Origin of the sequence: Variovorax gossypii (genome assembly GCF_003965815.1) — a bacterium.
Classification (GTDB): domain Bacteria; phylum Pseudomonadota; class Gammaproteobacteria; order Burkholderiales; family Burkholderiaceae_C; genus Variovorax; species Variovorax gossypii.
Genome location: NZ_RXOE01000002.1, coordinates 1,289,227 through 1,303,308 on the forward strand (window position 1 = coordinate 1,289,227; position 14,082 = coordinate 1,303,308).

2 protein-coding genes (1 of these 2 only partly in view) are annotated in these 14,082 nt (G+C 68.9%); both read left to right on the forward strand.

Features of this window, described 5'->3' with window-relative positions; translation table 11 throughout:
• Positions 1-1,311, forward strand: coding sequence for an MFS transporter (locus EJP69_RS13690; RefSeq protein WP_170217102.1), 1,311 nt, complete (start codon positions 1-3; stop codon positions 1,309-1,311).
• Positions 1,308-14,082: the 5' portion of a non-ribosomal peptide synthetase gene (locus EJP69_RS13695; RefSeq protein ID WP_126470632.1), read on the forward strand. Its footprint extends 3,344 nt past the window's final position; only the first 12,775 of its 16,119 coding nucleotides appear in the window; its start codon is at positions 1,308-1,310; its stop codon lies beyond the right edge, outside the window. The genes EJP69_RS13690 and EJP69_RS13695 overlap by 4 nt, the downstream gene beginning before the upstream one ends.

The following is a 14,082-nucleotide window of genomic DNA, read 5'->3' on the forward strand; positions in this document are numbered from 1 at the left end:
GTGCTCCTTTGGCTGAGCGAAACCGCCTTCGATCTGGGCACCACGCTGGTCAGCTTCGCCGTGGGGGTCTGGATCTTCTCGCGCACCGGCTCGGCGCAGGACTACTCCTTCTCGGTGCTGGCCGCCGCGCTGGCGGCGATGCTGGTCACGCCTTTCGCCGGCGTGCTTGCCGACCGCCACGACCGGCGCTGGGTGGTGCTGTCGTGCGACATCGCTGCCATCGCCTGCACTTTCGCGATCGTGATGGCGCTGCTCTCTGGCCGGCTCGGCGTCGGCGCGCTGTATGCCTACGCCGCGGTCGCGGCGGCGGTGGGGGCGCTTCGGCGTCCGTCGATCCGGGTGGCGGTCAGCCTCTTCGTGCCGAAGGACCGCTTCGCCCAGGTAGGCGGGCTGACCGGCATCTCGCGTGCGCTGGTGCAGGTCGGCGCGCCCGCCGCGGCCGGCTTCCTGATGTCGCTGACGGGCGGCCTGCAGGGCGTGATGGCGACGCAGCTGTGCCTGCTGCTGGCCGCGGCCGCGCTGGTGTTCGCGGCACTGACCCGCGCCGGGGCGGAGGTGCGCGGCGGACAGGGCCACGGCGGAGCTTCCAGGCGCGATGCGTCGCTGTGGCGCGGCGCGGGCGCCAGCTTTTCCGGCGCGCTCGCATACCTGCGCGAGCAGCCGCTGATGCGCGCTCTGCTCGGCTACGGCGCGCTGGTGCAGTGCCTGATGGTGCTGGCCACGGCCATGGTGACGCCGCTGGTGCTGTCCACGCACTCCAGCGGCGTGCTGGGCCTGGTGATGTCCGTGGGCATCGTCGGCGGCCTGCTCGGCTCGATCCTGGTCGCCACCGCGCGGCTTCGGCAAGGGCTGATGCAATGGGTGCTGGCCTGCGACGCGCTGCAATGCGCCGCCGTGCTCGTGGCGGGATGCGTGACCACGCCGGCCCTGTGGTGCGCGGCGGCATTCGTCTGCCTGTTCTGCGGCAGCACCTCGGTCGCGTGTTCGCACGCACTGTGGATGCGCAAGGCACCGGCGGGCCGGCAGGGCAGCGTGTTCGCCCTGATCGCCGCATCCAACATGCTGGTGATGTGCGCGGTGCTGCTGGCCGGCGGCTGGCTCGCCGACGCGGTGCTGGAGCCGGCGATGCGCGCGGGCGGCGCGCTCGGCGACACCGTGGTGGGTGCCTGGTTCGGCACCGGGCCGGGCCGGGGCATCGGCTTGCTGTTCTTCGCGACCGGCGCGGCCGGCCTCGTGCTGACAGTCTTCGCGTTATTCCATCGGCGCCTGCGCCGGCTGGAAACGCTGGTACCGGATGGCGGTGAAGCATGAACGGCCGGATCCTGCACTCCCTGAGCTCGCCCCAGCAGGCCGTCTGGCTCGACCAGTCGCTGGCGCCCGACCTGCCTTGCCACAACATCGGCGTTGCGGCCAGCCTCGACGGGCCGACCGACCTCGACCGGCTCGAAGCGGCGATCCGTGCCGTCGTCGCACGCCACCAGGCGCTGCGCGTCGTGCTCGAGCGCGGGAACGACGGCGAGGCCATGCAGCGCTTCGCCACGCCCGATGACGCCGCCGCCGCCGGCGGCACGATATTGCAGCGCTTCGATTTCAGCGGCGAAGCCGACCCCGAAGCGAGCGCCTGGGCGCACCTGCGTGCCGCCTTCCTGGCTCCCTTCGACCTTTACGGCCAGCGCCTGTGGCGTATGCAATGGCTGCAGGTCGCGCCTGAACACGGCTACTGGCTGGCGTGCTTCCATCACCTGGTTGCCGATGGCTGGTCGGTCTCGCTGACCGGCAACGCCATCGCCGAGGCCTACAACCGTCTCGGGCGCGGCGAGACTGCGGTCGAAGAGGAGGGGGACGGCGACGGTGAGGGCGACGACTATGCCGGCTTCATCCGCCTGGACGCCGAATACCAGGCCTCGCCGCGCTACGCGAGAGACCGCGCCTTCTGGCTGCAACGCCATGCACGCCTTGCCGCGCCGCTGTTCGAGGAAGGGCTCGCCCGGCGCGCCCATGCGGGTCGAAGCAAGGTCGAGCAGGCGGTCTGGCAGCTGGAACGCAAGGACCACGACCGCCTGACCGAGGTGGCCGGGGCGCAGGGCGCATCGAGCACGCATTTCCTGGCTGCGCTGCTGGCCGTGTACTTCGCACGACTGCACGGGCGCGAAGAAGGCCGCGAAGGTGAAGTCGTGATCGGCATGCCGGTGCATAACCGCACCACCGCGGCGCAAAGGCGCATGCCCGGCATGTTCTCAGGCGCGATTCCTGTGGGCATCGCGGTCGATCCGCGCGAGACCTTCGCGCAGACGCTGCGCCGCGTCGCGGCCGAACTGAAGCAGTGCTATCGCCACCAGCGCTATCCGCTGGCCGACCTGCACCGCGAGTTGCTGGCCGGCACGGGCGAGCGCCGGGGCCTGTTCGACATGTCCCTGTCGATCGAGAGCTTCCAGGGTGACATCCGGCTCGAAGGCATCCGCAGCGCGGTGTTCCCGTTGCACAACGGCTACGAGCGCCAGCCGCTCGCGGTCTATGTGCGCGACTACGAGCAGGGGCGACCGGTGCACATCGAGTTCAACCACGACCCGGCGCTGCTCTCCGCACAGGAGATGGCCGCGCACCTGCGGCGGCTGCAGGTGCTGGCGCGCGCGGCGACCGATGCTCCGGACACGCCCGTGGGCGAGCTGCCGCTGATGGACGAAGCCGAGCGCGAACTGGTGGCGCATGGCTTCAACCGGCCGGTGCTCGATACGGGCGCGCCTTCATTGATCCATACGCTGTTCGAGCGCCAGGCGCAGCGAGACCCCGATGCCATCGCGGTGCAGTTCGAAGACGAGCGGCTGAGCTACGGCGAGCTCGACCGGCGTGCCAACCAGCTGGCTCATCATCTGCGCGAGCTGGGCGTTGGCCCGGATGCGCTCGTCGCGATCTGCATGGAGCGCGGGCCCGGGATCGTCGTGGCGATCCTGGCCACGCTCAAGGCCGGCGGCGCCTATGTGCCGCTGGATCCGGCGCATCCGGACGAACGTCTCGCCCACGTGCTGTGCGACAGCGCGCCGGTGGCGCTGATCGGTAATGGCGCCTCGCTCGACCATCTGACGGTGTCGGCTTCGTGCCGGCAGGTGCGTCTGGACCTGCCATGGGAAGAGACGCCGTGGGCCAACGCTCCCACCGGCAATCCATGGGTCGAAGGCCTCGCTCCATCGCACCTGGCCTACGTGATCTACACCTCCGGCTCCACAGGGCTGCCCAAGGGCGTGATGGTCGAGCACGCGCAGGTCGGCCGCCTCTTCGCCGCGACGCGCGGCTGGTTCGACTTCGGCCGCGACGACGTATGGACCCTGTTCCATTCCTTCGCCTTCGACTTCTCGGTGTGGGAGCTGTGGGGCGCGCTGCTCCACGGCGGCCGGCTGGTCATCGTGCCGCACGCTGTCAGCCGTGCGCCGAAGGAATTCCATCGCCTAGTGTGCGAGCAGGGCGTGACCGTGCTCAACCAGACGCCCAGCGCGTTCCGCCAGTTCGCTGCCGCATTCCAGTCCGCGGCGAAGGAACCGCCGGCGCATGCGCTGCGCCATGTGATCCTCGGCGGCGAGGTGCTGGAGACGGCCACGCTTGTGCCCTGGTACGCGCAGCAGAGCAACCTGGGCACGCGCCTTGTCAACATGTACGGCATCACCGAGACGACAGTGCACGTCACCTGCCGCGTGCTCGGCCCGGACGATGCGGGGCGCGCCGGCTCGAGCCTGATCGGCAAGCGCATTCCCGACCTCAGCCTGTATGTGCTCGATCCACGCGGCCATCCGCTGCCTGTGGGCTGCGCAGGCGAGATCCATGTCGGCGGCGCGGGCGTGGCGCGCGGCTACCTGCGACGGCCCGAACTCGATGCGCAACGCTTCGTGCCCGATCCGTTCAGCGGCGTGCCGGGCGCGCGCATGTACCGCAGCGGCGACATGGGCCGCCTGCTCGCCGACGGCAGCCTGGAGTACCTCGGACGCAACGACCAGCAGATCAAGATCCGCGGCTTCCGCATCGAGCCGGGCGAAGTCGAGGCACGGCTGATGCGGCTCGAAGGCGTGGCCGATGCGGCGGTAGTCGTGCGCGAGGACCAGCCGGGCGATCCGCGCCTGGTCGCGTACCTCGTGTTCGCCGATGCAGGCACCGCCTTCGATCCTTCCGCCGCTCGCACGGCACTTGGCAGAAGCCTGCCCGACTACATGATCCCCGCGGCGTTTGTCCCGCTGGACGCACTGCCGCTGACGCCCAACGGAAAGCTCGATCGCAAGGCGCTGCCCGTGCCCGAGCTTCACGCCTGGCGCCGGCAACGCGACCATGAACCGCCGCAGGGCGCGGCCGAGCAGGCGCTTGCAAGGCTGTGGGCGGAAGTGCTCGGCATCGAGCAGGTCGGACGCGGCGACAACTTCTTCGAACTCGGCGGGCATTCCATCCTCGCGGTGCGGCTGGTCGAGCGCATGCAGCGCGAAGGGCTGGAGGTCGACATCCGTCAGCTCTTCACCGAACCGACGCTGGGTTCGCTCGCGGCCAGCATGGCGGGGATGCGGCAAGCCGTCGCGCCGACGCCCGTTCCGGCCAATGCGATTCCCGGGCAATGCGAACGCATCACGCCGCAGATGCTCCCGCTCGCGAGCCTGACGCAGGCGCAGATCGACCTGATCGCCGCCGGCGTTCCGGGCGGCATGCGCAACATCCAGGACATCTATCCGCTCGCGCCGCTGCAGGAAGGCATCCTGTTCCACCACCTGCTGCAAGGCGAGGGCGAGGGCGAAGGCGATGCCTATGTGCTGCCGGCGCTGCTGCGTTTCGACGATCGTGCGCGGCTCGACCGGTTCGTGGCTGCGCTGCAGCAGGTGATCGCGCGCCACGACATCCTGCGCACCGCCGTGCAGTGGGAGGGGCTGGACACGCCCGTGCAGGTGGTTTGGCGTAGCGCCTCGCTGATGCTGCAGGAGCAGCATTTCGACCCGGCCGATGGCGATGTACAGGCGCAACTGCAGGCCCACGCGAACGCGCGGACCGTGTGCCTCGACCTGCGCCGTGCGCCGATGCTGCAGGCCCATGCGGCCTTCGACCCTGTGTCGAGGCGCTGGCTGCTGCAGCTCCTGCATCACCACCTGACGCTGGACCACACCACCACCGAGCTGATCCTGCACGAGGTGGTGGCGCTGCTGCAGGGGCGCGGCGAGAGCCTTGCCGCGCCGGTGCCGTTCCGCGACTTCGTGGCGCGCTCGCGCCAGGGCGTGAGCAAGGCCGAGCACGAAGCGTTCTTCGGCGCGATGCTTGGCGATGTGGACGAGCCCACGGCGCCATTCGGCCTGCTCGATGTGCAGGGCGATGGCTCGCAGGTCGAGCAGGCGAAGTCGATGTTGCCGTCGGTCCTGTCGTCACGGCTGCGTACGCTCGCCATGCGTCACGGCGTGAGCACGGCCAGCCTGTTCCATTTGGCCTGGGCACGTGTGCTGGCCGCTTGCAGCGGTCGCGACGACGTCGTGTTCGGCACGGTGCTGTTCGGACGCATGCAGGGCGGAGCGGGCATCGACCGCGCGATGGGCATGTTCATCAACACGCTGCCTGTGCGCATTGCATTGGGCGGGCGTGGAGCGGTGCAAGGCCTGCGCGAGACGCGCGCAGCATTGAGCGAACTGCTTCGCCACGAGCATGCATCGCTCACGTTGGCGCAACGCTGCAGCGGCCTGGCGCCGAACACGCCGGTCTTCTCTGCGCTGCTCAACTACAGGCACAGCCGCGGCGAGAGCTTTTCCGGCGAAGGCGAAATCGAGATCGTCGAAGGCATCCACTACATCGGCGGCCGCGATCTCACCAACTATCCGTTCAGCCTGTACGTCGATGACCTGGGCGAGGATTTCGTGCTTACCGCCGAGATTCATGTCTCGGTGTCCGCGCAACGCGTGTGCGGGTTCGTCGAGCAGGCACTGCGGGCGCTTGCGGCAGCCCTGGAAGAAGAGCCGGGCAGGGCATTGCTGGCGCTCGAAGTCTTGCCGGCTGCGGAGCATTCGCGCGTGGTCCATGGCTTCAACGACACGCATCGTGCATACGACTTGGCTGCCTTGGTGCACGAGGCATTCGAGCAGTGGGCGGCAGCGCACCCCGAGCGCATCGCCTTGGAAATCGATGGCGCGCAGCTGAGCTACCGAGCGCTCAACGAACAGGCCAACCGGCTCGCGCGGCATCTGCGCGAGCTCGGCGTCGGCCCGGATGCCCGCGTGGCGATCTGTGCCGGGCGCAGTTTCGAGATGGTGGTTGCGATCCTCGCCACGCTCAAGGCCGGTGGCGCCTGCGTGCCGCTGGACCCCGCATATCCGAAGGAGCGGCTGACCCACATGCTGCGCGACAGTGGCTCGAGGGTCGTGCTGAGCCAGCGTGGATTGATCGAGCGCCTGATGCCGATCGATGCGGCCGTGATATTGCTCGACGAGAACGTGCCAGCGTGGGTCGAAGCTTGCTCGGACAACCCGCGTGTCGAAGGGCTCTCGTCATCGCACCTGGCCTATGTGATCTATACCTCCGGCTCCACGGGCGAGCCCAAGGGTGTGGCGATGCCGCATCGTGGGCTGGCCAACCTGCTGGAGTGGCAGCGAGAGCAACTGCCCGAGCCTGCGCGCACGCTGCAGTTCGCGGCGCTGGGCTTCGATGTCGCCTTCCAGGAGATCTTCTCGACGCTGGCCGGCGGCGGCACGCTGGTGCTGCTGCGCGAAGAACTGCGCCAGGACCTTCCGGCCCTGGCCGAATGGCTCGCGGAGGAGTCGATGGAACGCCTGTTCCTGCCCTACATCGCGCTGCAGAACCTCTGCGAGCTGTGGTCGCAGCGCGGTGCGCCGCTGCCGATGCTGAGGGACGTGATCACTGCGGGCGAGCAATTGCGCATCACGCCAGCGATCCGGCTCATGTTCGGCAAGCACCCGCAGGCACGTCTGCACAACCACTACGGACCGACCGAGACGCATGTGGTCAGCACGCACACGCTGGGCGGCGCACCCGGGCAATGGGAAGACCTGCCGCCGATCGGCCAGCCAGTCGGCAACAGTCGCATCTACGTGCTCGACGCGCAGCGCAATCCGGTACCGGTGGAAGTTGCAGGGGAGCTCTATCTGGGCGGCATGCAGGTCGCTCGGGGCTACCTGTCGCAGCCCGACTTCACCGAAGCACGCTTTCTTCCCGATCCGTTCGACAGCAAGGAAGGTTCCCGCATGTACCGAAGCGGCGACCTTGGCCGCTGGCGCGCCGACGGCAGCATCGAGTACCTGGGGCGCAACGACCATCAGGTGAAGCTGCGCGGCTATCGCGTGGAGCTCGGAGAGATCGAGGCACAGCTGGCGAAGCTCGACGGAATCCGCGAAGCAGCGGTGATCGCCCGCGAAGACCAGCCGGGCGACAAGCGGCTGGTCGCATATCTCGTCCTCGCCGGTGCCTTGGACGCGTCCGCGTTGCGTACCTCCTTGCGCGAGCGCCTGCCGGAGTACATGGTTCCCTCGGCCTACGTCTCGCTCGACGCACTGCCGCTGACCCCCAACGGCAAGCTCGACCGCAAGGCATTGCCTGCACCTGAGACTCACAGCCAGCGCACTTACGAAGCGCCACAGGGCGAACTCGAACAAGCCCTCGCCGACATCTGGTCCGATCTGCTCGACATCCCGCAGATCGGCCGCGACGATGACTTCTTCGAACTCGGCGGCCATTCCCTGCTCGCCATCCGGCTGCTCGAACAACTGCGTCGGCGCGGCTGGTCCACCGACATCCGCTCGCTCTTCACGCACCCGAAGCTGCGCGCCTTCGCCTCGACGATCCGGCGCGGCGAGGACGCGGCAGCGGTGCCGCCCAACCTGATTCCACCGGGCTGCGAAGCCATCGAGCCCGCGATGCTGACGCTGGTCAGGCTCGACCCGACCGCCATCGCGCGGATCGTGAAAGCCACCCCGGGCGGCGCGGCCAACATCCAGGACATCTATCCGCTCGCACCGCTGCAGCAGGGCCTGCTGTTCCATCACCTGCTGGAGCGCGACACCGACACCTACGTGCTGCCGACGCTGCTCGAGTTCGACAGCAGGCCGCGCATGGACAGCTTCATCGCGGCGCTGTCGCGGGTGATCGAGCGCCACGACATCCTGCGCACCGCTGTCCACTGGGAAGGCCTCGCCGAGCCCGTGCAGGTAGTGTGGCGGCGCATCGAATTCGCACCCGAGACATTGACGCTGGCGGCGGGAACGCTGCCTGCGCAGCAGCGCCTGCGCGAGCATCCGCGGGTGCGCGGCCTGCGCATCGACGTGCGCCGCGCACCCATGCTGCATGGTTTCGCCGCACATGACGAAGCCAGCGGGCACTGGCTGCTGCAGCTGTCGTATCACCACCTCGTGATGGACCACACCGCGCTGGAGTTGCTGGTGGAGGAGATCGCGGCCGTCGAGCGCGGTGATGCTGACGGGCTGCCCGCGCCGGTGCCGTTCCGAGACTTCGTCGCAAGCTCGCGCCAGGGCGTGAGCGAAGCCGAACACGAAGCGTTCTTCAGCGCGATGCTCGGCGATGTGGACGAGCCCACGGCACCGTTCGGACTGCTCGACGTGCAGGGCGATGGCTCGCAGGCGGAGCAGGCGCGGCTGATGTTGCCATCCGCCTTGTCGTCGCAACTGCGCGTACTGGCCATGCGCCACGGAGTGAGCACGGCCAGCCTGTTCCATCTGGCCTGGGCGCGTGTGCTGGCGGCTTGCATTGGTCGCGACGACGTCGTGTTCGGCACGGTGCTTTTCGGGCGCATGCAGGGCGGCGCAGGCATCGACCGCGCGATGGGCATGTTCATCAACACGCTGCCTGTGCGCATTGCATTGGGCGGGCGTGGAGCGGTGCAGGGACTGCACGAAACCCACGCCGCGCTGAGCGCGCTGCTTCGCCACGAGCACGCATCGCTGGTGCTGGCCCAGCGATGCAGTGCGATGCCTGCGCAGGTGCCCCTGTTCTCGGCCCTGCTCAACTACAGGCACGGCCGGCTTGCGCGCACCGAAGTTCTCGACGGCATGCGCCTGCTCGACGTGCGCGACCGCACCAACTATCCGTTCGGCCTGCATGTGGATGACGACGGCAGCGGCTTCGGGTTGACGGTGCAGGTCGATGCTTCGCTGTCGGCCCAGCGCATTGCGGAGTTCATGCAGCAATCTTTGCAATCGATTTCGCGGGCTTTGGAAGAGGAGCCGCACAGGTCGCTGATGACGCTCGATGTGCTGCCCGCCGGGGAACACCGGCGCGTGGTCCATGGTTTCAACGAAACGCATCGCGCATGCGACGCGACTGCCTTGGTGCACGAGGCCTTCGAGCGGCAAGCGGTGGCACATCCCGAGCGCATTGCCTTGGAGCTCGATGGCGCGCAGCTGAGCTATCGCGTACTCAACGAGCGGGCCAACCGGCTTGCACGGCATCTGCGCGGGCTCGGCGTCGGACCTGATGTCCGTGTCGCCATCTGCGCCGAGCGCGGCTTCGCGATGGTGGTCGCGACCCTGGCCACGCTCAAGGCCGGCGGTGCCTGCGTGCCGCTGGACCCGGCGTATCCGAAGGAGCGATTGATCCACGTGCTGCGCGACAGCGCGGCTGCGGTCGTGCTGGGCCAGCAAGCTTCGATCGAACGGCTCGCGCCGGACGTCGCAGCGGTACCGCTCGATGAAACCGACGTAGCCTGGGCCGAAGTCTCCGCCGACAACCTGCAGGTCGAAGGACTAGTTGCATCGCATCTGGCCTACGTGATCTATACCTCCGGCTCCACGGGCGAGCCCAAGGGTGTGGCGATGCCGCATCGTGGGCTGGCCAACCTGCTGGAGTGGCAGCGAGAGCAACTGCCCGAACCCGCGCGCACGCTGCAGTTCGCGGCGCTGGGCTTCGATGTCGCCTTCCAGGAGATCTTCTCGACGCTGGCCGGCGGCGGCACGCTGGTGCTGCTGCGCGAAGAACTGCGCCAGGACCTTCCGGCGTTGGCCGAATGGCTCGCGGAGGAGTCGATGGAACGCCTGTTCCTGCCCTACATCGCGCTGCAGAACCTCTGCGAGCTGTGGTCGCAGCGCGATGCGCCGCTGCCGATGCTGAGGGACGTGATCACTGCGGGCGAGCAATTGCGCATCACGCCGGCAATCCGCCGGATGTTCTCCCGGCATCCGCAGGCAAGGCTGCACAACCACTACGGACCGACCGAGACGCACGTGGTCAGCACGCACACGCTGAGCGGCCTTCCCGAAAAATGGAAAGACCTGCCGCCGATCGGAAAGCCCGCCGGCAACAGCCGCATGCATGTGCTCGACGCACAGCGCAATCCGGTGCCGGTGGGTGTCGTCGGTGAGCTTTACCTGGCCGGAGCCCAGGTGGCTCGCGGCTATCTGTCGCGGCCCGAACTGAGCGCCGAGCGGTTCGTGCCCGATCCGTTCAACCACGAAGGCACGCTCATGTACCGAAGCGGCGACCTTGGCCGCTGGCGTGCCGACGGCAGCATCGAGTACCTGGGGCGCAACGATCATCAGGTGAAGCTGCGCGGCTACCGGATCGAATTGGGCGAAATCGAAGCACAGCTGGCGAGACTCGACGGAGTCCGCGAAGCAGCGGTGATCGCGCGCGAAGACCAGCCGGGCGACAAACGACTGGTGGCCTATGTCGTCCTCGTCGACGCCTTGGACGCGTCCTTGCTGCGTACTGCCTTGCGCGAGCGCCTGCCGGAGTACATGGTTCCCTCGGCCTACGTCGCACTCGATGCGCTGCCGCTGACCCCCAACGGCAAGCTCGACCGCAGGGCCCTGCCTGCGCCTGAGGCTCACAGCCAGCGCACTTACGAAGCGCCAAAGGGCGAACTCGAACAAGCCCTCGCCGACATCTGGTCCGATCTGCTCGACATCCCGCAGATCGGCCGCGACGACGACTTCTTCGAACTCGGCGGTCACTCCCTGCTCGCCATCCGGCTTATCTCCCAGATCCGTGAGCGCCTCGACGCCGAACTCCCGCTCGCCACGCTGTTCGCCCGGCCGCGCCTTGCCGCGCTGGCCGGTGCCGTGGCCGAGTCGGGCCCCGGCGCGCTGGGCGTGATCGTGCCTGCCGACCGCAGCGGCCCGCTGCCCCTGTCCCCGGCGCAGCAGCGGCTGTGGTTCATCTCCGGTGTCGATGCGCAAGCCAGCGTCGCGTACCACATCGCCGGTGCATTGCGGCTGCGTGGCGAACTCGACAGCGCGGCCCTTCGCTCAGCACTGGATCATGTAGTGGCCCGGCACGAGGCTCTGCGCACGCGTTTCGTCGAATCGGATGGACAGCCTCGGCAGCACATCGACCCGCCGCGCGGTTTCGAATTGCGCGAGCAAGACATCGAGGCCGCAGGACCGGCACGCATCGAAGCGCTGTGCCGCGAAGCCGCTTCCGAGCCCTTCGATCTCGCAGCAGGCCCGCCTATCCGTGGCCGCCTGCTGCGCATCGCCGCCAACGACCATGTGCTCGTGGTCTCGATGCACCATATCGTTTCCGACGGCTGGTCGCTGGGCGTGCTGATGCGCGAGTTCGCAGCCGCCTACAGCGCGCTGCGGGACGGGCAGCAGCCGCGCCTGCCGGCGCTGGCCATCCAGTACGCCGACTACACCGCCTGGCTGCATAGTCATCTGCAGGGCGCGACGGCCCGGGCCCAGCTTCGCGATTGGGCCGAGCAGTTGCAAGGCGCGCCGGCGCTGGTCGAGCTGCCGCACGACCGCCCTCGGCCCGCATTGCAGGACTATCGCGGCGCGAGCATCGAGGTCGGCATCGACGCAGACACCACGCGTGCCCTGCGCGCGCTCGGACAGCGCCACGGCGCGACCCTGTACATGGTCGTGCTGGCAGCCTGGGCCGCGGTGGTGGCGCGCTACGGCGGCCAGCGGCAGGTGGTGATCGGGAGTTCTCACGTCGGCCGCGGCCGCGTGGAAGTCGAGCCGCTGATCGGTTGCTTCATCAACACGCAGGCGATGAAGATCGCGCTGGACGGCGCCCCGAGCGTGGCCGACTTGCTGGCGCAGGTGCGCGAAATCGCGCTGCAGGCGCAGGCACGCCAGGACGTGCCTTTCGAGCGCCTCGTAGAGCTGCTGAATCCGCCGCGCTCGATGGCCCATCACCCGGTGTTCCAGCTGATGCTGGCCTGGCACAACACGCCGCCGATTGCTCTGGAACTCGCGGGCCTCGAGGTCGAGCGGGTCGAGAGCCTGCCGGGCGGTGCGCAGTTCGACCTGGCGATGGATCTGCAGGAAGAGGGTGATCGCATCGTCGGCAAGCTCAACTACGCCACGTCGTTGTTCGACGAAGCCACGGTGCGCCGCCACTGGCAGTCGCTCGTGGCGATGCTGCGAGGCATGGTCGAGGGCGACGACAGCCGTCCAGTCGAGCGCATCGCGCTGCTCGACGATGCGGAGCGTGACCGCCTGCTGCACGCTTTTGCCCAGAGCGCACCCGCACTGCCCGCGCACGCGTTCGCGCATGCCGCCTTCGAACAACAGGCCGCGCTGCGGCCGCAAGCAATCGCGCTGGAACACGATGGCGAACGACTGAGCTATGCCGAGCTCGACCAGCGCGCCAACCAGCTCGCGCACCACCTGCGCGGCTTGGGCGTCGGCGCAGAGGACCGCATCGCGCTGTGCCTGCCGCGCGGGTTCGACCTGATCGTCGCGGTACTGGGCACGCTCAAGGCCGGGGCCGCGTATGCGCCGCTCGACGCCGCCTACCCCGACCAGCGGCTGGCCTGGCAACTCGAAGACTGCACGCCGGCGGTGCTGCTGACCCATTCCACCTTGCGCCCGCGCCTGCGTCCGCCGCCGCGCTGCACGACGATCGCGCTCGACGGGTACGAGCCGCTGGTGAACGATCCCGTGCACCCGCCCGAAGCAAGGGATCTGCCCGAAGACGGCTCGCACCTCGCGTACGTGATCTACACCTCCGGCTCCACCGGCACGCCCAAGGGCGTGATGGTCGAGCACCGGCAGCTCTCCCACCAGATCGCGGCACTGCAGGCGCTGTACGGCTTCGGTGCGGAGGACAGGGTGCTCCAGTTCTCCAGCCTGAGCTTCGACGTCGCGGGCGAGGAGATCTTCGGCGCTCTCAGCCATGGCGCGACGCTGGTGCTGCGCACCGACGAATGGCTCGCCGAGCCCGCGCGCTGGTGCGAGCTGTGCAGCGAGAACGGGCTCAGCGTGGCCAATCTGCCGACGCTGTTCTGGCAGCGGCTGGCGCTGTCGTCCGAAGCGGCTTTTCCGCCGTCGCTGCGCCAGATCGTGATCGGCGGCGATGCGGTCGGCGCGGCCGCGCTCGATGCCTGGTGGCGGCGCGAGGGACATCGCCCCGCACTGGCCAATGCCTACGGGCCGACGGAGACCACGATCAACGCCACCGTCGCGCGCTGCCACGCCGGGGATTCGCCGCTCGATATCGGCCGCCCGGTCGCCAACGCACGCGTCTATCTGCTCGATGCGCATGGGGAGCCGGTGCCGCTCGGCGCGGTCGGCGAAATCTGGATCGGCGGAGCCGGCGTGGCGCGCGGCTACCTGAATCGCCCCGAGCTGACCGCGCAGCGCTTCGCAAGCGACCCGTTCGTGGCCGCTCCTGCGGGCACATCTCCGCGCATGTATCGCAGCGGCGACCTCGGCCGCTGGCGCGCCGATGGCTCCATCGAGTTCCTCGGCCGCGACGACCGGCAGCTGAAGATCCGTGGCTTCCGAATCGAGCCGGGCGAGATCGAGGCCGAGTTGATGCGCATCGACGGCATCCTAGAAGCGGCGGTGATCGCCACGCCGGAACGCGATGAGGAACGGCACCTGCTGGCCTATGTGGTCGCCGACCCGCTCGGCCCGCCGAACGATCCGTCGCAGCTGCGCGCGCGCCTGGCCGAACGCCTGCCCGACTACATGCTGCCTGCCGCCTTCGTGCCGCTCGACGCGCTGCCGCTGAACGCCAACGGCAAGCTCGACCGCGCCGCGCTGCCAGCACCTGACGACAAAGCCCATGCACGGCGCGGCTACCGCGCACCCGAGGGCGAGCATGAGCAGGCGCTGGCGCTGATATGGGAGTCGCTGCTCGGCGTGGCCCGCATCGGCCGCG